Here is a 21,237-nt window from a genome sequence, read left to right on the forward strand (position 1 = left end):
TTTCAGTTAATCGTTTTGCGGATCTCAGCTGATATCCGAAATGATACAAAATTTTATATTGTCAGTGTTGTTGGCGGACAACCCGCGTTGATCAGTAAATCCCGGAGTTTTCCGGGATTTACTGCGGCCGGCAAAAGGTCAGGGATAGGAACCGTAGCAAACTTTTTGACAGTTATGTAGGCAATCTCAGAACAAAACCGCTCGCTCTGATTCTGCAATCTTAGTCCCAATCCTTGTGTTGCAATCAGGCTTGGGTAATTGAATGACTTACCCAACTCTGGCAATAGGGATTCGAAAATTGCATCTTCAGATACGGCGGTCGGAACCTTATACAAATCCCATCCCCTTGGATATGTCGGCATTGCATCCCGTAATGGCAATGCTGTCAGTGCATCGAATTGAGTTCGTGCTGCAACAGCGAAGTTGTAGGGGGCTTCAAGAATTATTTCGACATGCATGTAGTCAGAACCGGTGTAAAATCTGATTAACTCATGGGTTATGTCAAATCCTGTGTCGGCTTGTCTGTTTTTACAGGCTATGATCATATCGTTTCATTCATTACGTACAGAGTATTGCCACGGGCTTCTAGTGGGAATGTCCGTCCGGCTATATCAGCTTCAATAAGTTTGATGTCCCATTCCGGCCGTGACGGGTCGAAATAGGCCCAATCGACAAAACGTGCTTCCACCCGATACATTGAGTCACCGCGTCCCATACGCGCAGAACTATGCGTAGCGCCGGGACCGTCGTTTGCCGCTGCATGATACAAGATGTCTGAACCGTTGCTTTGTGGCTCAATCCATGACCCTCCGTTTTCACGATAACGGGTATAACGCCACGGCTGGCCACCTGTCCGATACGTTGACGAGTAGTATTGTGCTGCTTGATGTGCTGCATCATGCCAGCGTAGCGGCTCCTCCGGATAACCACCTTTTTCGAGTGCAGGAGCTGCAATACCCGGCTGATCGGGCTGCCATAAAACCAGCTTATCCCGTAGGTTCGTAGGGTTAGGATTCAGGCCCGACATTGTGTTGGGATTGGTGCCGAATAAATCAAAGGTATCGAACGGGGTAACTCCATCAGTCGTTACAAAACCAATAAAAAAGGCAGCCCCAACCATGAAGTTGTAGCTGACATTCGGGTGAACCCGGGTAATAGCGTACCCCGCAGGACTGATTATCCGGCGTTTACCTTCTAAGCCGACATGAATTTCAATGGCATCACCCAATCCCTCTATTTTCCCCCAATCAGAGTAGGTGAAAAATCCTTCTCCCGGTAGCCCTCCATTTCTGCCAAGCCCTTTAGCCATTACTTCAGCCGCATGTTTCTTGATATAATACTTCCATGCGTAGTTCGGAATGTCAGGGTAAAATTTAATGTTGGTTCCAACCAGATTAGCCAGGCCACTAGACCAGTATCCGCAGCTGTTACGTGCATTCTGAACACTGTCATACATGGAGGTATACCGTGGATGGATCGGAGAGACTGACCCGCCGCCCGTATCGCGCCAGTGCTCACCGACGCCACCCTGATAACTATCCATACTACCATGAAAGCCAAAATCACGTCTGACCAATTGATAGGGATTTGTGGCCAGATTGGCGTATTTGTCTTTTCTGGCTTGCAGCCACCAGCGGTATTGTTGCGCGGACTCGTACATAAAATACTCACCTTCGCCAAAGTCATTTCCTTCCATTCTGACACATGGAAGCATATCTGAGACTCTGCGTATGTCAGCCTCCGTTAAGTTCGATGCTCTGTTATTGGGGTCTGAACTTGGTGCCGTACCGGAAAGGCCAAGCGTTGTAGGGGGGAGCCACAAAAAACGCTCATGAAAAGCCGGTTCCGGATCTGCAACCATAACGGCAATTGTTCCTAGACGTGCCAGCATTTGTGACGCAGGAACTCCGTAACGTTTACCAACAACGGTCATGATCTTACCATCGGGGAGGCTGGTAATTGGTGAATTTGTGATTCCGTAGTGCTGCCAGATGTCGAACTTGTTCAAATAGTTCGGTGATGTTTGAGTCATGTTATACAGCGTTATCAGGTGCAATAAAAACTACAGTAGCGCAGGCTCTCGGATCAAAATGCGACTGCCAGGGGTCTGGCGTATCTGCAATTGCACAATACAATTGAACTTCATCGCCGGGCAACCATTGATATTCACCGGAAAGTGAATTTGATGGGTTTCGGCCGTTGATCCAGTACCAGATTCTGCCTGACGGGTTGGCTCTGTTTTTAAGACGTGCCTTGCCATCGCGCCACTCGTCGATCAAGTCAAGAATATTACTGCTCTTCGCTATGTAAATAATCGAGGAGCCGCTGCCGGTTGGCGGATTGGTAGAAGGGTTTTCTGTGGCCGTTGGTGTTGGTGTTGCCGTTGCTGTTGGCGTTGGCGTTCCTGTGGCCGTTGGCGTTGGATTGGTACCCGGGGCATTGGCTGTAAATGACTTTTGCACGGTGACAGAAGCATTATTTTGCAGGCGAGCCATTACCGTAAACTGTGTGCCATTGCGTTGGTAATCCGGCACTGTCATCACATTGTTGGTGCTCCACGACTGAAGCCCTACAGCCATGTATTCAACTGTGCCGGCCGCATTAACAGGACTGGCAGTCACCTGCCCTGTAGCGGCGTTGTAGCTCAGATTGATGTCAAACGCCCCTGACGCTGTAGGCGTCGGTGTTGGCGTGGCCGTAGGCGTCGGTGTTGGATTGGTACCTGGCGCAGTAGCGGTAAACGATCTTTGGGCGGTTTTTCCGGTACTGGTAGTGGCTACTACGGTAAAGGTTGTGCCATTACGCTGATAGCCAGGAACCGTCATTGTTGTGCTGGTGCTCCACCCCTGAAGCCCTGCTGCCATATATTCAACTGTGCCAGTAGCATTAACAGGGGTTATGGTTACCTGTCCTGTAGCGGCGTTGTAGCTCAGATTGATGTCAAACGCCCCTGACGCTGTAGGCGTCGGTGTTGGCGTGGCCGTAGGCGTCGGTGTTGGATTGGTACCTGGCGCAGTAGCGGTAAACGATCTTTGGGCGGTTTTTCCGGTACTGGTAGTGGCTACTACGGTAAAGGTTGTGCCATTACGCTGATAACTAGGAACCGTCATTGTTGTGCTGGTGCTCCACCCCTGAAGCCCTGCTGCCATATATTCAACTGTGCCAGTAGCATTAACAGGGGTTATGGTTACCTGTCCTGTAGCGGCGTTGTAGCTCAGATTGATGTCAAATGTCCCTGACGCTGTAGGCGTCGGTGTTGGCGTGGCCGTCGGTGTCGGCGTGGCCGTAGGCGTCGGTGTTGGCGTGGCCGTAGGCGTCGGTGTCGCTGTTGAGCCTTGTCCTGACGAAATTGGCAATGATGCAAGGCTTGATAACGATGACAGTGGCGTCGGCTTTACTGTGGACGATTGCTGTGTTTTGCTGCTCTCTTGTCCGAAGAGCCAGTAAAACACAGCAACGACCGCCAGAATTGCGACACCATACACAATGTATAGCTGATTCTTTTTCATCGTGTGAAGTTTTGATTTACGTCAAGTTTGAAATACTGGCCTTGTGTGGTCCAGGCTTCAATTGACGATATATAGTACCCTGCTCTTGGCCCCCAGATTGTAACAGTGCCATTTTCCTGACGCCCTTGTGTACCCCAGTTATTAGCTGGCTGTGAATTGATTCTCAGATCAACGACGCCTAAGTCTGCTCCTGTGAATGGAAACAGGATATATACCAGGCTTTCCATGCCTGCCGGTGGTGTCGGCAAAGTAGGATTATTCTGAAGCGCAAAACCCCAATTTGGTGGCGGTGTTGGTGTCGGTGTAGCCGTTGCCGATCTAGGTGGTGTTGGCGTGGCCGTTGGTGTCGGCGTGGCCGTTGGTGTCGGCGTGGCCGTTGGTGTTGGCGTGGCCGTTGGTGTCGGCGTGGCCGTTGGTGTCGGCGTGGCCGTTGGTGTTGGCGTGGCCGTTGGTGTTGGCGTGGCCGTTGGTGTTGGCGTGGCCGTTGGTGTCGCTAAAATGATATTCTTCTCAATCAACTGACCACTGCTCGTTAAGGCAGAAACTGTTAGTTGTTGGCCGATGCTGTGCTGATTTACCAGCTGAATAGTATTGGTGTCAAACCATTTACCATCAACAAAATAGGAAGTCGATTCCACCACATTGGGGAAAACAGTGAGCGTATTGGTTTCCGCACTGTATTGTGTTTGGAAATCAAAACCGCTGGCTGTAGGTGTAGGTGTCGGCGTGGCTGTAGGTGTAGGTGTTGGCGTGGCTGTAGGTGTCGATGAAAGAAGCGACCCGCCGCCTGATGCAAATAATGATAGAAGCTTGTTGCTCGGCTCCGGAACAGTTGAATTGCCGGTTTCAATTGCCGGTTCGTCTGACTGGATAAAATACCAAAGTACTGCCCCGATAAGAAGCAGTACCAAGATTATAATAATGGCTTTTTTTTTCATGACTGATGAAGTTTAGGCTCTGTATGACATCTGGCCTGTAGTTACGTATTTGTCCGGTTGATATGCCTCTATGCGTAGCTCAGCAAGTCTTCCAGCCGTCTGATTATAGCCCTGGTAGTTCTCAATCAGGACATTTTGATTAGCGCCAATTACCTTAATGTTGCCTTGACCGGCCTGCAATACAGATACGTCCATATAGCTTTCTAAACCGGCCGGAATGGTTATTGTGCATAGACTATCACTGGTAAAGACCAGTTTTTTCCCATGATCTGTATTCGATAGTGTATGCGTTGTTGTATGAACTGTAATTATGTCGTCGGCAACCCTTGCCCGTAAACGTAGCTGTTGACGAGCAATCTCCTTGAAGGTTTCGGTTAAACTCTCGTTCATTGGGATTGGGATTTAAAAAATATCATGGCCTGACAACCGACACAGGCCATGATATTTTTAGTTTGTTGGATTTACTACCGATTCGGATTAAGCATTCAGCTCATCCAGATACACTTGCAGGTAGTCAGTTGTGTCTACCAGGCTTTGAACCTGCGAGCTGAGTGTATTCAGGTCAGCTTGTGATGCTGCACCGATGTTATTCCGGCCCTGAGCCTTCTCTTGGTCTGTGAAGTTTTGAGCGATGTCAACACGAACAGATTTGCTTTGAACCTGCTGCATACCTTGCAGCTGAGTTGTTAAGCCATCAATTTGACCCTGTTGTGTCGAACCCTGAGCTTGCAGGCCGCTAATTGCTGTTTCGGCCGCTGATACCCGCGCTTGCAGGGCTTCATACGTCGCAATCGCAACCGCACCAATGTTATTCAGTACAATCGCTTTTTGCTCCGAAGTCAGCTCCTGTGCTGTCGTAAAGCTTACTTTGCTGCCAATGAGCGTAACCAAAGCTGATAAATCAGCGTTTTGGTTTGCCCACAGGTCAGCCAGTTCTTTCAGGGTATCAACCGCTTCACCGGCCCCGCCCAGAATTTCAGATTTCAGGGCTGCTTTCTGGTCAATTACAAACTGCTCGTTAACCTTTGTCTGAAGACTATTGTGCAATTCGATAATTGCAGCGACAAGGTTTTCCTTTGCTACGGTTGGCAGACTGGCTAACGGCCCTACTTTCGCTTCGAGTGATTGAATTAACGCCTTAGTGGCTTTGTCTTCCTGTGCAATACGAACGATTGCCTGCTGAAGTGATGCATTCATCTTGTTAGATGGTTTTTAGTTGGGAAAAATGAAAGAATATAAATTTGAAACGTCGGTTGCATTTTGAGCGCCACCGTTTTTAGCGGTGGCGCTATAATCCATTATACGGCAGTTACTTCAAACGTTACGACAACGTTCTGCTCCCAGGCATAACCCCGGAGTTCAATGGAGTATGTACCTGGCTGAGTAATACTTGCAGCAATAAATTTATTCTGGCCTAATGTGCGTTTGCGGAATACCTGACTGTATACATAGCCGTTCGGGCCAGTAGTTACCATGCTGGTAGCTATATAATCACCCATGATTTTACCGGCGCTATAATACAAATTGGTCGCTGACATTCCCGGATTAATCGAACATGTACCATGTTCGTCTGCATAGGCTTGCGTATCCATTGCTGTTGCAGCTGCCTGAGCTTGTGTATCTGCGTCTGCCTGGCTAATCACTGAAGTATATGCGCCTGCTGCCACAAATATTGTTGCTGGCCCGCCTGTTGGTGGCGTTAATCCTGCACCTACTGATGCTGCTGTGCCGCAATTACTCCGATTATAGATGCCTGGACGCGAAATTTCTGCACTGCTATATGTCGTCGGTGTCGGCGTCGGTGTCGGCGTCGGTGTCGGCGTCGGTGTCGGCGTTGGTGTCGGCGTTGGTGTCGGTGTCGGTGTCGGTGTCGGTGTCGGCGTCGGTGTTGAACCGAGTACTGACAGGAATGTAGCCAAATAGTCGTTACTATCAACGAGCGTATTATCAACTGTTTGACTAAGTGCCTGCACATCCGCAAGTGATGCAATGCCAATATTATCCCGGCCTTTCTGCTTTTCCGGATCACTATTGCCCATGTCAGCATCAACTTTCAACGTCTTGCCAAGTTGGCTATTCAGAACGTTTTTGGCTTCGATCAGACTAATTAGAGCATTAGCACGGTTGGTGGCTGCGGTATTCAGATCGCTCAGATCGCCTTCGATCTCCGTAACCCGGCCGGTCAGGATATTAAAGGCATTAGCCGAAATGGCACCGATTGACTGAATGACGAGCGCCTTTTGCTCAGCTGACAGGCTTTGTGCTTCAGTATAGCTCAGAACGCCACTGAGGTCATTGACCAGATCGCCCATGCTGTCGTCCTGACCTGCCCAGAGGTCAGCAAGTTCTTTGAGCGTATCGACGCTGGCCGCTGCGCCGCCAAGGATTTCGTCGCGGGTCGTACCGAACGCACTGGCGATGTCGCTGGCAGTCAGCTTACCGGCCAGAACGCCATGAATTTCGATCAGAGCAAGAACAATGCTGTCCTTGGCCGTGGTCGGCAGATAGGCGAGTGGCCCTACCTTGTTTTCCAGCGCCTGAATTAACGCCTTGGTGGCTTTGTCTTCCTGAGCTATGCGCTTAATTACAAGCTCAATACTTTGATTGGACATTGGTTGTTAGTGAATTAGTTGATTGAAAAGGAAGCAATAGAGCACGGCACACAGATGAACGTGCTCTATTGTAATGAAATCACTATGGACGGGTGATGTACAGAGTTTTGCCCTCAAATTCCACCGGAATCTCGTAGGTCAGCAGACCGCTCTCATTTGAGAGTGGCGTCAGAACTACACTGTAGGAATCGTCGAGAGTAGCGGCATTCAGCTGGTAACCATCTGCGGCCCATGTACCTGGTGCGATTGGATTGCCAGTTGGAGCATTCAGATCAATTTGAAGATAGAAGCCTGTCATCTCAACCTGACCTGCGCCCAGAACACCGCTGTCTAATTGACCATAGGCATCATCAACGAGATAGTATTGTAACTGCCCGTTTGTGTTGCTATCGAACGAATCGACGGTAAACGTGCGTAACTGATTTGTAGGCACATTGGCTACTTCGGCTACTTCAGAATATTCTGAGTACTGGCCAGATGCTTCAGCGCGTGCGCGGTAGAAGTAAACCGCTGAACTGTTAAATGGCCCATAGTCAGTATACGAGCCTTCATCTCCGCCCGACACCGGCACTACAGCAATTTCCTCAAAATCCGTTTCACCCTCAATTGCGCGTTCGATGTGAATGTTGACCGGGAAATCATTGTCATAGTTTTGTAGGCTTAAAGTCACGGCACCTGTATCAATTCCAACATCGCTACCAAGCCAGAAGTTATTCGCAAAGACAACCGGAGCCGGTGTTGGCGTAGGAGTCGGCGTTGGTGTTGGTGTCGGTGTCGGTGTTGACACCAGTGACTCGGAGTAAAGCTGTAGGTAGTCGGTTGTGTCTTCAACGTCTACTGCTGCTGCGCTTACACTGGCCAGATCACTGGCAGATGCAATGCCAAGGTTATCCCGCCCTTGCTGCTTTTCAGGGTCAGTGTTGCCCATGTCAGCATCAACTTTCAGCGTCTTGCCTAACTCGACATTAAGCACATCCTTCGCATTGATCAGGCTAATAAGAGCATTAGCGCGGTTGGTGGCTGCGGTATTCAGATCGCTCAGATCGCCTTCGATCTCCGTAACCCGGCCGGTCAGGATATTAAAGGCATTAGCCGAAATGGCACCGATTGACTGAATGACGAGCGCCTTTTGCTCAGCTGACAGGCTTTGTGCTTCAGTATAGCTCAGAACGCCACTGAGGTCATTGACCAGATCGCCCATGCTGTCGTCCTGACCTGCCCAGAGGTCAGCAAGTTCTTTGAGCGTATCGACGCTGGCCGCTGCGCCGCCAAGGATTTCGTCGCGGGTCGTACCGAACGCACTGGCGATGTCGCTGGCAGTCAGCTTACCGGCCAGAACGCCATGAATTTCGATCAGAGCAAGAACGATGCTCCCTTTCTCGGTGGTCGGCAGGCTTGATAGTGGCCCTACCTTACTTTCCAGTGCCTGAATTAACGCCTTGGTGGCTTTGTCTTCCTGAGCTATGCGCTTAATTACAAGCTCAATACTTTGATTGGACATTTGTTAGATGGTTATTAATTGTTGAAAAAATGCTTAGTCATTAGCCTCGTAAATGGCTAAGTAGTCAATATCATCCTCACTTGACGATGTGGGTGGCACAAACACTGTTTGCCATTGCCCTGAAACCTTTTCATAGATGACTCCATTGTCTCGCCGGATATAGTAATCACCATCTTTCGCCATTACTGGATTTGGTGGCCCATCGCCATTGTGAAATTTTGACCCTTCTATGATGTTTTCTCTGACATTTTCAGGCAAACGGTCGGCCGTAGTACTGGCCGTTGCTGACGGCACTACGTTAGTGTTTGCTGATTTGGCGGAGTCTGGAAGTAATAAGTCCAGAAACCACCAAACCAACAGAAACAGGACGATGAAGCCGCAAGCGAGCCAGAACCAACGTGGTGGCTGCTGTTTTAACTTCATTTTTTCTTTTTGATGACAAACGTATAAATCATAAGAGCGACACCTGCCAGGGCAATACCGCCCAAAACGTACCACCAAATGTCGTTTGAGCTTGAAACAGTTTCGGCGTTATTCCCCGTTGTTTCACTATTTGCCGTGGTTGATAATAGTGCAGACGACAAAAAAGAAGTATAAACTGATCCTGAACCTGATGTCGGAGCCGGTGTTGGTGTTGGTGTTGGCGTGGCCGTACCTGAAGGCGTTGGTGTTGGCGTGGCCGTACCTGAAGGCGTTGGTGTTGGCGTGGCCGTACCTGAAGGCGTTGGCGTCGGCGTGGCCGTACCTGAAGGCGTCGGCGTTCCGGAAGCCGTTGCGGTAACTGATTTTGTAGCTGTCTGTCCACTGCTTGTCCTTGCTGCGGCTGTAAAGACAGTCCCATTCCGTTGGTAGTCTGGAACAACAAAAGAGTTATTGCTTCCCCATGTACGAATCCCGTTAACCATATACTCTACTGTCCCAACTGCCCCGGATGGCGTGATGGTGATTGTCCCGGTTGCGGGGTCATATACAGCTGAAATAGAAAATGCACCTGAAGGCGTCGGCGTCGGGGTAGCTGTGCCCGATGGCGTCGGCGTCGGGGTAGCTGTGCCCGATGGCGTTGGCGTCGGGGTGGCCGTACCTGAAGGCGTTGGCGTCGGTGTAGCCGTTGGTGTTGGCGTCGGCGTTGCTGATCCGGACGCTATAGCCGTAAATGACTTCTGGGCCGTTACCGACATGTTCCCTTGCAGGCGAGCCATTACCGTAAACTGTGTACCGTTGCGCTGGTAATCCGGTACGGTCATGACGTTGTTGGTGCTCCATCCCTGAAGCCCTACGGCCATATATTCAACCGTGCCGGTGGCATTAACGGGTGTAGCTGTCACCTGTCCCGTAGCTGGATTGTAGCTCAGGTTGATGTCAAACGTTCCTGAAGGTGCCGGTGTCGGGGTGGCCGTCGGCGTTGGCGTCGGGGTGGCCGTGCCTGAAGGCGTTGGTGTCGGTGTGCCTGATGGCGTTGGCGTCGGCGTTGCTGATCCGGACGCGGTAGCAGTAAATGACTTCTGGGCCGTTACTGAAATATTGCCTTGCAGTCGTGCCATAACGGTAAACTGCGTACTGTTACGCTGATAATCCGGTACGGTCATGACGTTGTTGGTGCTCCATCCCTGAAGTCCTACTGCCATATATTCAACAGTTCCGGTAGCATTAACAGGGGTAGCCGTTACCTGTCCCGTAGCTGGATTGTAGCTCAGGTTGATGTCAAACGCACCTGAAGGCGTCGGCGTCGGGGTAGCTGTGCCCGATGGCGTTGGCGTCGGGGTGGCCGTACCTGAAGGCGTTGGCGTCGGTGTAGCCGTTGGTGTTGGCGTCGGCGTTGCTGATCCGGACGCTATAGCCGTAAATGACTTCTGGGCCGTTACCGACATGTTCCCTTGCAGGCGAGCCATTACCGTAAACTGTGTACCGTTGCGCTGGTAATCCGGTACGGTCATGACGTTGTTGGTGCTCCATCCCTGAAGCCCTACGGCCATATATTCAACCGTGCCGGTGGCATTAACGGGTGTAGCCGTTACCTGCCCTGTAGCTGGATTGTAGTTCAGATTGATGTCAAACGCTCCTGAAGGTGTTGGTGTCGGGGTGGCCGTTGGCGTTGGCGTCGGGGTGGCCGTGCCTGAAGGCGTTGGCGTCGGGGTTGCCGTTGGCGTTGGCGTCGGCGTTGCTGATCCGGACGCGGTAGCAGTAAACGATTTCTGGGCCGTTACCGACATGTTCCCTTGCATACGGGCAAAAACGGTGAATGAATATGAACCGTCCCGCTGGTAATCCGGTACGGTCATGACGTTGTTGGTGCTCCATCCCTGAAGTCCTACTGCCATATATTCAACCGTGCCGGTGGCATTAACGGGTGTAGCCGTCACCTGTCCCGTAGCTGGATTATAGCTCAGGTTGATGTCAAATGCACCTGAAGGTGCCGGTGTCGGGGTGGCCGTTGGCGTTGGCGTCGGGGTGGTCGTGCCTGAAGGCGTTGGTGTCGGTGTACCTGATGGTGTTGGCGTCGGCGTAGCTGATCCGGACGCGGTAGCAGTAAACGACTTCTGGGCCGTTACCGACATGTTCCCTTGCAGGCGAGCAAAAACCGTAAACTGCGTACCATCGCGCTGATAGTCCGGTACTGTCATGACGTTATTGGTGCTCCATGACTGAAGCCCTACGGCCATGTATTCGACGGTTCCGGAAGCATTAACGGGTGTAGCTGTCACCTGCCCGTTAGCTGGATTGTAGCTCAGGTTGATGTCAAACGCACCTGAAGGTGCCGGTGTCGGTGTAGCCGTTGGCGTCGGGGTAGCCGTGCCTGAAGGCGTTGGTGTCGCTGTACCTGGAGCTACTGCCGTGAAAGTTGCTTGGGTAGTTTCTGAGGTATTGTCTTGCAGACGAGCAAAAACAGTGAATGAATATGAACCGTCGCGCTGATATTCTGGTACGGTCATCACATTGTTGGTACTCCATCCCTGAAGTCCTACGGCCATGTATTCGACGGTGCCAGTTGCACCGATAGGTGTAGCTGTCACCTGCCCGTTAGCTGGATTGTAGCTGAGATTAATTTGAAACATTGGATTTGGCGTTTGAGTTGCTGTGAAATTTGTCGGCGTTGGTGTCGGCGTTGGTGTCGGCGTCGGCGTTGGTGTCGGCGTCGGCGTTGGCGTCGGTGTCGGCGTTGGCGTCGGTGTCGGCGTTGGCGTCGGCGTTGGCGTCGGGGTAGCCGTTGGTGTCGGCGTAGCCGTTGGTGTCGGCGTGGGCGTCGGCGTCGGTGTAGCCGTTGGTGTCGGCGTTGGCGTCGGTGTCGGCGTCGGCGTTGGCGTCGGCGTTGGCGTCGGCGTTGGCGTCGGTGTCGGCGTCGGCGTCGGCGTCGGCGTTGGTGTCGGCGTTGGCGTCGGTGTCGGCGTTGGCGTTGGCGTCGGCGTGGGGGCGGCCGTAGCGACAAAGGACTCGCTGGTGGTTATCTGCGGATGCTCCTGAATCCGTGCAAAAACGGTGAACGAATAAGAGCCGTCGCGCTGGTAATCCGGTACGGTCATGACATTATTGGTGCTCCAAGACTGAAGCCCTACCGCCATATATTCGACTGCGCCAGTTGTGCCGTCAGGTGTAGCTGTCACCAGCCCTGTCACCGGATTGTAACTGAGGGAAATACTCAGTGTCGGTGTCGGCGTTGGCGTCGGTGTCGGCGTTGGCGTCGGTGTAGCCGTTGGCGTCGGTGTAGCCGTTGGCGTCGGTGTCGGCGTTGGCGTCGGTGTAGCCGTTGGCGTCGGTGTAGCCGTTGGCGTCGGTGTAGCCGTTGGTGTCGGCGTTGGCGTCGGTGTCGGTGTCGGTGTCGGCGTCGGCGTTGGCGTCGGTGTAGCCGTTGGCGTCGGCGTTGGCGTCGGTGTCGGCGTTGGCGTCGGTGTCGGCGTTGGCGTCGGTGTCGGTGTCGGTGTCGGCGTTGGCGTTGGTGTCGGCGTCGGCGTTGGCGTCGGTGTCGGCGTTGGCGTTGGCGTCGGCTCACAGTCCAGTGTAAAACCTTCAGAGGTAAGTAGCGTCTCTTCTCCTAAAAAGAACCAAACACGGTATTGCCCGTTTAAAAGTCCGGTAAATGACTGACTTGATGGAGAAAAAGACGGGTAAATTGGCTTGTGCCCATTTGGCTGGTTACCTGTCCAAATGCCATTAATTAATTTTTCAAGATAAACGGTATATGAACCCTGCCGGTAGTCTCCCCCGACAATATCCATGATCAAAACCCCTGTGCCCGCATCACATGAGCTTGCTATATTTAGAACGGGCACAGGCTTCTGTGTTGGTGTTGGCGTCGGGGTTGGAAAACTGTTACCCGGCGTGAATGATGCCTGATCGAAACTACCCTGACTGTCTTTTGCCTGAAATGTAAATGTATCCGATCCGCCCCGTTGATAGTCAGGTATGAACATGACGTTATTAGTGCTCCACGACTGAAGCCCTACCGCCATATATTCAATCTCTCCGATACCGCCAGATGTGTTGAGCACAACCTGCCCGGTATTCGCGTCGTAGCTGACGATATGAATTAAGAAAGCCATAATGTCCTAAAACGGGTTCTGAACAGGTGCCAAACAAGTACTGTGATGGTCGTTGTAATCAAGGCGATGAATGCCCAGGTGTAAATTTGCTTCCCGATCCCGGTTGAGCCGGGTATTTCTGATGACGCAGTAAGCGCCTGCTTATCCGCCGGTACGGGTATTGGAATGAAAGGTGTTGATCCCTTCAGGAATGTTTCACTTACCGCTTCTGACCACATCTGAGCCGCCTTGTCTTGCCCCGCAGGCGTCAGGTGTATATGATCGTATCGGTCACTGACGGTTAATAAGTCATAGTCCGGACCAGGGAAGCAGTCCGGAAACGTTGTCATCCGATCCTGTACCCGGCGAATCCAAACGCCGTGATCAACGTTCGGCATTGTTATATAAGGCGTCTGCCTGTTGATCAGAACCGCCAGCCTCGTGAATCCAAGGTCAGTTCTTGCCTGTGTAACCCACGTCTGATAGTTTGTCAGAATTGCCGTCTCATCCCGACTATCATAATCGTTCTGGCCGTGATCAGCCAATATTGCACGAATGCCGGTAAGCCTTGCATACTTATTCAGGGCATTTCTGACGTTTGCATAGGGCATCCCAATATCTGAGCGAATGAAACCGTGCTGAAACTGCTGCCCCTGGCTCGACATTGCCCAATGCACCAGATTACTGCCGCCGAATCCGGCATTCATGATCATTACAGGTACATTAATCCTGTCACTGAGAGTCCCGGCAAACTTTGACCAGAAATATTGATTTGTGCCAAAGGGGGCCGGTCTGATACCGGAACCGTACTGCACAAACTTCATGTCCGGCAGATCACTGGCTAAACCAGAGTCGCCATACGGCTTAGCGTATGGCTCCCCTGGCAATGGAATGGCAGAAATGCGGTCAGAGATACTTCCGGCGATTGGATTGGCGTCGCCATGTGCAACCGAATGTCCGGCTACCAAAAAGACCTCCCCAATTCCAACACGCTCAACGTTTGCCTTCTCTACCGCCGTGCCAATCACATTGAGACCTTCAATGACCAGCATGTACCAACCTCCGTTGACAACCGGCAACCCTGAAAATGTAGTGCCGGATAACGAGAGATCAAGCCAACCGGTATCAACACCCCCCTGAACCGGCACGAACCGGCATCGTACACGTACAACGCCAAACGTTTCGGTCTGTCCGGATACCTTTACGATAGCGCGGTTCAGGTTGTCTCTTTGTTGAATTTGCCGGTTCAGGGGGGTGAAAACTTTCATTATACTTTGAGTTTAACGTTCTTAACTTTTCCGGATTTGACATTCTTCAGCGTTCGGAAAGCCTGACGCTTGGCTTCACTGCGACTGATACGATATACAGGATAAGTCACTGTTTTATCAGTCCGTGACTTCTCATGTATCTGATCTGCCAGCTTATCAACCTGACGAATGAATTGCTTACCCTTCAGGTCAGCCTTGCCGGCCGATACCGGCACCAGCTTGCGATCCCCTAATGTGCGCTTAATACGGCGTTCGTTGGCTTTGCGTTTTGTCGCTACGGAGTTCTGAAAGCTACGTTTGCCTTTTTTAGGAGCCTTCGGCGCATCTCCGCGTAATGCGTCCAGAACTGCCCTGCCCAGCGTTGTCCTGACGGTTCGTGTTCCGGCAGCCTTCGGGGTAGAAGTCTTCTTAGCGGCCGTCTTTTTGGCCTTTACGGGCTTAACTTCTTTCTCTTTACGCGCTTTGGCTTTTTCTGTAGCTTTTTTTGCCTTTGCCTGAACGCTGGCCTTACGGCTGGCTGAAGCTGTTTTTTTTACAGATGATGCCCGGCGTAACGTGCCGATTTTAGCCGTATTTGCCTTTTTCTTACTGCCTGCCCCCAGGCACTTTTCCATTTCCGCAAACTGCAAGTCTACCACTTCGCGGAATGCCGCATCCGACTCGTACCGGCTCCATGACTTGAAATTCCGGGTACCGAACTTAATGACATCGTGACCGGACTGTAATGCTTCCGGCAGTTGGGTTTCGTCAAGCCCTTCAGTCAGGGTCTTGTAATTGTTGATGGAGATTTTCATTTGCGAGTTGATTGAAGTAATAAAAGTTTAGCTTTGGCAATCTTGGTTTTGATCTGAAGCTCACGGTCGATGTAGGCATCAGCTTTGCGGGTTCCTGTTTTTGCACGGCCAGCCTGCGCCACATTTAAGCTTGACGCTCTGCCTATCTGCGACTTGTTCAGATATTTCGATAGCTTCTGGTAGTACAGGGCTTCCAGGGCGCTCACCTCTTTGTCGGCGTCGATGCGGGAATAGTCGAAAAAGCTTTTGGTGTCATGAGCCAGATCGTCATGAATCTCCTTAAACGTATTTTGGGCGGTCGAACTGGAAATTCCCTTAAACCCTTTCTGAGCTAAAGGCACTACCGTTTTTACGTAGTTTTGCCGGGTGATCTTCATAGTGAATTTAGTTTGTTGATATATGGTAAAGCTTTGGTTTTAAGCTTGGTAGTACTTCCTTTTGCCGGTGTCAATACACTTTCCAGCAGCAATGGCTCGTCACCGTCAATGTAAGCGACATAGTAATATTCATTGTGCCTCAATGACCATCGGGCTTTCTCTGTAATCTGTACTTCTTCAGACCAGTGATTTTTCGGCGTGTAGTTCACCCAATCCCCTTTCTGAAATTTAGGCGCTGGCCGGTTTTTGGCATTAGTGCCTAAAACCTGTTCAATCAAAGCATTTTGTATAGAGTATGCGCCGGGTACCCGGACATCAATATCATAGACACGCATGTTATTGGCACTTAAATACCTGTTCAGTATTTGCATTGCCAGTTCATTAGTGATCCGGTCGAACTCAGGGCCATTTGGAATCCGTTCAGGAATAGCAATTCCTTCAAGTGACATTTTTGTTTTCAGCCCTCTGTCAATATTACCCCTGGCAGACCAGCTTACTGTAATTGCAGATGGTCTGGTTACAGAATTTGCGGCATTCCGTTTGCTAACGGTGGTAGTTATACGCGCCTTGTTCCGGCGACGTTTTACACCCCATAACCCTTTAATGATCCGGTTTACGTAAGAGATCGTATTGTTGCCGTTGTCGCCTCGGTAAATCACTTCAGTATGAGCAATACGGTCTGTGTATTTTACAAAGTCATCAGTCGCTACATGCTTGCCCGAACGGGAGTAATAGCGCACTGTCAAGACATCGTTTGCCTTATGCCGTTTAACCACTGCATACGCTACTTTTTCGGCATTGATAATAACCGGCGAATCATAGATGACAAAGTAGTCAGCATTTTCAGGAGTCAGGTTAGTCATGTACCGATACTGATAGCTGCTGTCCGGCAACAGGTTATCTGTCTGCTTTACCTGTGAAAACAGACCTTGTACGCTTTTTTTTGTGCCTGTACCCCGGCGATACTGAATGTCCGAAAAACGGCCGAAACGTCCGGTTCGTGAGTCTTCAGTGATTTTCCGGGCTTTCTTTATGGTTTTAATCTTTTTTTCAGCAAAGGATGCACCAACAAGCAAATCAGGCATCTTTTGCAGGAGTGCTTCAGCCGTTTTTTTGTCTCCTGTCCGCAGGGCATCATAGTAGGCATTACGCAGGATACTTGACTGATAGTGAGTTGGCCCCGGTTTCTGGGTGGCCTTTTGTTTCTGGCTGTTTTCCAGTTCCTGACGCCTGGTAAACAAGCTATCGACCGGAAACTTTACCATGAAACTTTGTTCGTTATCCCAATACTCCTGAATAACGATGAACGGGCCTTTTTTATCCGCTGGTAATGAGGATACTACAAAGCCGTATTTGTTACCGGCATTCTGAAAATCCCGAAATACAGCGTCAAAAGTATCTTTATTTTTGATGATCTGTGCCAGCTCCCATCCGTGGTATTCGTCCTGCGCTCTCCTGCCTGTAAAGCCCTGCCGGGCAGCTAATCCCTGATTACCCCACACAACGCGGGGAATGTAGTGCTGTCCTACGATAGCCAGTTCTGCCAGCAAGTCAAGAAGCCGACTCTGCCGGTCGCCAGCTGTCTGCTTTACAACTGGTTTCTTCGCTGGCTTTTTATCAGGTGCAGCAACTTTAGGCTTATCCGGATTGTATTCGTAGCGCGGAGACAATCCTTTGGTATTAAGCACGTCAATAATAGCATTCAGCATTCCGTGAATGCCTAAACTTCTGACAGTTAACTCAATTTTAAGGCTTGCATCCTTAATTGCTTCATCTTTCGTAGATGCCAGCTGCGCCAGTGAATGACCGGTAAGTGCATCCCATGCAATCCAGGTTTTTGCTCCTTTCCCTTTGTACAGAAAGCAGTCCATTTCCAGATTTTCATTAATCCGGATCGTGAATGGAATCCCTTTTACCTCATTGAACTCATACGTTTTCTGAGTGCCCTGGTAGTAGGTGGTTCCATTTGCTTCTTTCGTTTGCTCTTCAAACTTTGGCACACAGGTATAATATTTTTGCTGAACCACATGGAAGCTCTGCAAAAACTTTATCGAATCGGCCTCAGTTGCGAGTTTTCTGAAAGTGACTTTTTTCATTTGTGAACGAAGTAAATAATTGAGATTGGTGGCCATTGGCCCTAACCGGCATTAATCGGTATTTAACGGCCCAAAACCACCCTAAAGCGAGTTAAGTACACCCCGATACCGGCTTTTTCTGACACCGAGTAACAGCGGTATTTTTTTTACCTTGATACGTGCGGCCTTCAACTCTGCCATATGGCCAGCCTGATCGTATTCATATCGTGGAGACAAACCCATGCGGTTGATATTCTCAATCAGCTTATCAAACATGTTGAATTTGTCCGTTGCGGCAGCGTATCTGTCAAGCTTGCCCTTTGCTGATGCCAGGGCTGCTGACTGCGTTTTGCTCTCTGCCACCATACTGCCGGTCATTGCTTCGGTTACAACCCAGGTTTTGTCAGGGTCCTGGTAGATGAAACAATCGAGGGGTATATCATCAATCTGTAGCTTAACCGGTTTGCCTGCTACCTTAATCGCCTTGATTTCTACAATCGCATTCCGGCTGTCATCTGAAAATGTGAAGGAGTTGATGTAATAGTTTTGTGGCTCCTTTACTCTCAGGTGTTTTCTCAGAATATCAAGTTCCTTTTGCGAATCCAGTGAAGTAGACACAATGAATACCTTACCCAGACGCTTATATCCGCTGCTCATAAGCTGTATAGTTGCTGTTTTAAACGGGTTTGTTTCGACTTTAGCCGCAGGTTATACCTGGCAGGGCCGGTCATAACATACCACCGAAGTTTACCTTTTGCGGTCAGTTGGTCAGCCAGCTCCTTTTCTGTGCGTTCAGACACTTTATCCTTTTTGTCGAAGGCGGTTTTACGTGGCTGTCCGAATGGCGTCTGATGCTCACTTTTGATACCCTGAAACCATCCGGCTTTCTTTTGTAGAAAACACATCCAGAAACCGGGCTTAGACTGCCAGGAGATTAACCCGGCACGAATGAGGATCATACCTTCACTGAATTTACCGTCCCAGACCGGCAGGTGATTGATCTGAGGTTCAAATCTGTCTTTAAGCTGTTCTAACAGACCCTGTGTTTCCTTGCGACGTTCTTCCTGATCGGATTTATACTTAGCCTGAAGGTCTGCCTCACGCTTCTGCTGGTCTTTTTGAGCCTGCTCATAACGTTGTTCTACGTCACTTTGACTATCCCCGGTAATGGCCTTGATAAAGCTCCATACTTCACGCTCAAAGATGGCTTTGAGGAAAATACGGACATAAAATCTACCGGTAAACGGGTTATACATTACCGTTTTGGTAGCATAGTAATTGCCCACATCTATCCGGTTGTAGTCGGCCAGTGCGTCACGTTTTTCGATAAATGCTTTACTATATTCATCGCCTGAACTGTCGCGGTAGTAACTGAAGCCATAGGGTTGAAGGTACTTGCCGATGCGCTTTTTCTTTTCATAGTCGATTGCATTGTACTTGATGCCAATCGACCCGTTTTTATTCACAATTACATTCTGATACCCGCCGACCGTGATACGGTCAAGATCATTGGCCGGAAAAATGCCATGCAATGTAATCTGAGTGAAGTATTTATAAACCGGATAAGGGAATGATTCGATATACTCAGAAGTCAGTCCGTCTTTCTGAAGCATATCAAAAAACTCAGGATCAATTTTGGCGTTACCAGCACGGTTAATGACCTTCCGGGTGTCATAACGCTTTGATTCTTCAGAATATAACTCTTCTATTTTCATAGCTCTGACAATTTTGCTTTATAGTTGTTGCCTGCCAGTTTAAGCGGCATGTATAACCGGTCTATTAATTCAACCACACGGCGATTGACGAATAATGCCAGCGTGGTTTCATCGTATGCAGTCCAATACTCTTTTGCAGCAAAAAAGCGTTTGATTGCACTGACGGGCTTACCATACAACTGAATCATTTTAGGCTTCAAAGCAGCGTAGTGATCAAGATCTCCTTCCAGATTCCGGTTTAGCTCCAGTATGTACTCTTTTTCATCAAGTGCCTCTTGCCGGCCGCTAAATGAAATGAATGTATACCCCCTTTGGCCAGTGGCCCTATAGGTTATTTTCTCGGGAGTAAGGCTCTCGAACTCGATCCAGTAAAAGCTACCACTCGACGGCCGCTTATCTGACTCCTTATCACCGACAATGCGTTTCTGGAAATCCATTGCTATAACAGCTTCAGTTGATCAATCCGGAATAATGTATTCTCCTGTAGCCTTAACCGGGTCCCTTTCCCGCCCAGCAACCCTTTTTCTTTTGCCTTACGAATGATGTATTCATAGGCCATCCGTTTGGCTGCCCAGCTGTCATTCTCGGAATCAAAATAGTCCGCTCCGTTTTGATCCTTCTGTACTTGCAGCGTATCCCGGTTTACGTACAGATAGTAGTAGTACCGTCTGCTATTACGCTGGCTGAAGTATTTCGGGTCTGAGTACATCGGCCGTGAATATGACTGTGACCGTACTGTCTTCTGAAATTCCTCAAATGACATTTGCCAGTAAGGCTTAATATCTGTCAGCCTTTCCCGGCTCACTTTCACCAACCGACCGCCTGGCTGGCCGGTAATCTGATTATGTCCGGTGTACCGGTAAAGGGTGCCGTCACAGACTACAATGTTCCAGTTCATCAAATCTGGCTGTTCCGGCCCCTCGTAGGGCTTATACTGCCAGAAACGGACGGTAAGTTTACCTGACCGGCGGGATGTCTCACGGCTGATAATCCGGATAAGCCTGCCGTCGTTGAGCACGTACCAGGAGTTCGTTCTCATAATTTACTGAGCCTTTTCGTCAGTGCCCGGCAATTCATTTTCAGGTACGGTAGCCCTTCCGGCTCCTGGAGACCGGCGTTGTTATACTGGTCAATCAGGTCTTTCAGGCGGTTCCGCTTAAATCCGGACTGAACATCTTCCCGCCAAACGTCAAGATGACGCTGACATAACCCAACGCTGGACGATCCGTTACCGCGAGCAACAGGGTCTTTGCAGTACGAACAGAATTTCGTCGTATTCTTATTTGGGTTATAAGCGTCGGTTTCCAGTGTCTCAGCCATGTTACAGCGTATTGAGAATATCAGTTAAATACAAAGCTTTTGAATGCAGCCGGAGCCTGACAATCGGCGGATAATCTATCCAGGCCGGTAGTGATTCAGGATCTTCTCCAAAGTCCAGATCATCAATCAGGAAGCCCGTTTTTTGGGGCTTCGGCACTGCTTTAGGCTTCGGCTCCTTCTTTACCGGTGCTACGATCTCTTTAACCGGGTTGTTCAGCGGCTTCGAGTAGAAACTAAGCGAATCGCTGAATACGTCCTCTTTCCATGACTTGTCTCCCCATACATTATTCCGGATGTAGGCAGGACTTGCCTGCACCTTATAGCCGTCGAAAAGAGCACCATTCTTATCCACAATTTCAAGCCAAATCCGCCACGATGTCGGATGATCAACAAATGGTATAATGGCTCTGAACTGAATATATAGTGGCGTTTTTGCCTTACGTTTGCCGTATTTCTTCAGCGCCTTTTCAACGTCATTCTGAGTAACATAGGCAGGCATATTAACCCAATCCATCAGGTCTTTCCATTCCTGCTCTTTGCGCGAGAGTTCACGGTCTTCAATCTCCCTGGCTATCTCAATCGCTGTTTTTGGTTTCAATGCTGCCATATGGGTA

20 protein-coding genes are annotated in these 21,237 nt (G+C 50.0%); all 20 read right to left on the minus strand.

Going from position 1 to position 21,237, the window contains the following annotated elements; all coding sequences use genetic code 11:
* Window positions 1-53: 53 nt before the first annotated feature.
* Window positions 54-545: a hypothetical protein gene (locus tag AC23NW_RS25855; protein ID WP_293841456.1), complete on the minus strand. Its 492-nt coding sequence runs from the start codon at window positions 543-545 to the stop codon at window positions 54-56.
* The gene (locus tag AC23NW_RS25860; protein ID WP_487453102.1) at window positions 542-2,008 is read right to left on the minus strand and encodes a hypothetical protein; all 1,467 of its coding nucleotides are present in this window, start codon (window positions 2,006-2,008) and stop codon (window positions 542-544) included. Before AC23NW_RS25860 ends, AC23NW_RS25855 begins: the two co-directional genes overlap by 4 nt.
* 25 nt (window positions 2,009-2,033) lie before the next feature.
* Entirely contained in the window at window positions 2,034-3,509 is a 1,476-nt protein-coding gene (locus tag AC23NW_RS25865) for a hypothetical protein (RefSeq protein WP_487453104.1), read from the minus strand.
* Window positions 3,506-4,447, minus strand: coding sequence for a hypothetical protein (locus AC23NW_RS25870; protein ID WP_487453105.1), 942 nt, complete (start codon window positions 4,445-4,447; stop codon window positions 3,506-3,508). Before AC23NW_RS25870 ends, AC23NW_RS25865 begins: the two co-directional genes overlap by 4 nt.
* 12 nt (window positions 4,448-4,459) lie before the next feature.
* Window positions 4,460-4,837, minus strand: a complete 378-nt coding sequence (locus AC23NW_RS25875) for a hypothetical protein (protein WP_487453107.1) — start codon at window positions 4,835-4,837, stop codon at window positions 4,460-4,462.
* An 87-nt stretch (window positions 4,838-4,924) separates the two neighbouring features.
* Window positions 4,925-5,644, minus strand: coding sequence for a hypothetical protein (locus AC23NW_RS25880; protein WP_487453108.1), 720 nt, complete (start codon window positions 5,642-5,644; stop codon window positions 4,925-4,927).
* A 101-nt stretch (window positions 5,645-5,745) separates the two neighbouring features.
* Complete coding sequence (locus AC23NW_RS25885) at window positions 5,746-7,059, minus strand: DUF5977 domain-containing protein (protein ID WP_487453109.1); 1,314 nt, start codon at window positions 7,057-7,059, stop codon at window positions 5,746-5,748.
* 82 nt (window positions 7,060-7,141) lie between these two features.
* Entirely contained in the window at window positions 7,142-8,560 is a 1,419-nt protein-coding gene (locus tag AC23NW_RS25890) for a hypothetical protein (RefSeq protein ID WP_487453110.1), read from the minus strand.
* A 33-nt stretch (window positions 8,561-8,593) separates the two neighbouring features.
* On the minus strand, window positions 8,594-8,983 hold the full coding sequence (locus AC23NW_RS25895; RefSeq protein WP_487453111.1) for a hypothetical protein: 390 nt from the start codon (window positions 8,981-8,983) through the stop codon (window positions 8,594-8,596).
* Window positions 8,980-13,095 (minus strand): hypothetical protein, encoded by a 4,116-nt coding sequence (locus AC23NW_RS25900; protein WP_487453112.1) that lies wholly within the window; start codon window positions 13,093-13,095, stop codon window positions 8,980-8,982. The genes AC23NW_RS25895 and AC23NW_RS25900 overlap by 4 nt, the downstream gene beginning before the upstream one ends.
* Complete coding sequence (locus AC23NW_RS25905; protein WP_487453113.1) at window positions 13,083-14,126, minus strand: hypothetical protein; 1,044 nt, start codon at window positions 14,124-14,126, stop codon at window positions 13,083-13,085. The genes AC23NW_RS25900 and AC23NW_RS25905 overlap by 13 nt, the downstream gene beginning before the upstream one ends.
* A gap of 215 nt (window positions 14,127-14,341) precedes the next feature.
* Entirely contained in the window at window positions 14,342-15,136 is a 795-nt protein-coding gene (locus tag AC23NW_RS25910; protein WP_487453114.1) for a hypothetical protein, read from the minus strand.
* Window positions 15,133-15,513: a hypothetical protein gene (locus AC23NW_RS25915; RefSeq protein WP_487453116.1), complete on the minus strand. Its 381-nt coding sequence runs from the start codon at window positions 15,511-15,513 to the stop codon at window positions 15,133-15,135. The genes AC23NW_RS25910 and AC23NW_RS25915 overlap by 4 nt, the downstream gene beginning before the upstream one ends.
* Window positions 15,510-17,609: a hypothetical protein gene (locus AC23NW_RS25920; RefSeq protein WP_487453118.1), complete on the minus strand. Its 2,100-nt coding sequence runs from the start codon at window positions 17,607-17,609 to the stop codon at window positions 15,510-15,512. Before AC23NW_RS25920 ends, AC23NW_RS25915 begins: the two co-directional genes overlap by 4 nt.
* Before the next feature lie 81 nt (window positions 17,610-17,690).
* Window positions 17,691-18,245, minus strand: a complete 555-nt coding sequence (locus AC23NW_RS25925; RefSeq protein ID WP_487453119.1) for a hypothetical protein — start codon at window positions 18,243-18,245, stop codon at window positions 17,691-17,693.
* Window positions 18,242-19,303 (minus strand): hypothetical protein, encoded by a 1,062-nt coding sequence (locus AC23NW_RS25930; RefSeq protein ID WP_487453121.1) that lies wholly within the window; start codon window positions 19,301-19,303, stop codon window positions 18,242-18,244. Before AC23NW_RS25930 ends, AC23NW_RS25925 begins: the two co-directional genes overlap by 4 nt.
* The gene (locus AC23NW_RS25935; RefSeq protein WP_487453122.1) at window positions 19,300-19,740 is read right to left on the minus strand and encodes a hypothetical protein; all 441 of its coding nucleotides are present in this window, start codon (window positions 19,738-19,740) and stop codon (window positions 19,300-19,302) included. Before AC23NW_RS25935 ends, AC23NW_RS25930 begins: the two co-directional genes overlap by 4 nt.
* Before the next feature lie 2 nt (window positions 19,741-19,742).
* Window positions 19,743-20,342, minus strand: coding sequence for a hypothetical protein (locus AC23NW_RS25940; protein ID WP_487453123.1), 600 nt, complete (start codon window positions 20,340-20,342; stop codon window positions 19,743-19,745).
* A complete protein-coding gene (locus tag AC23NW_RS25945) occupies window positions 20,339-20,623 on the minus strand; it encodes a hypothetical protein (RefSeq protein ID WP_487453125.1) in 285 nt (94 codons plus the stop codon). Before AC23NW_RS25945 ends, AC23NW_RS25940 begins: the two co-directional genes overlap by 4 nt.
* A gap of 1 nt (window position 20,624) precedes the next feature.
* Window positions 20,625-21,230, minus strand: coding sequence for a hypothetical protein (locus tag AC23NW_RS25950; protein WP_487453126.1), 606 nt, complete (start codon window positions 21,228-21,230; stop codon window positions 20,625-20,627).
* Window positions 21,231-21,237: the final 7 nt, after the last annotated feature.

The organism is Arsenicibacter sp. R0_47 (genome assembly GCF_057652235.1).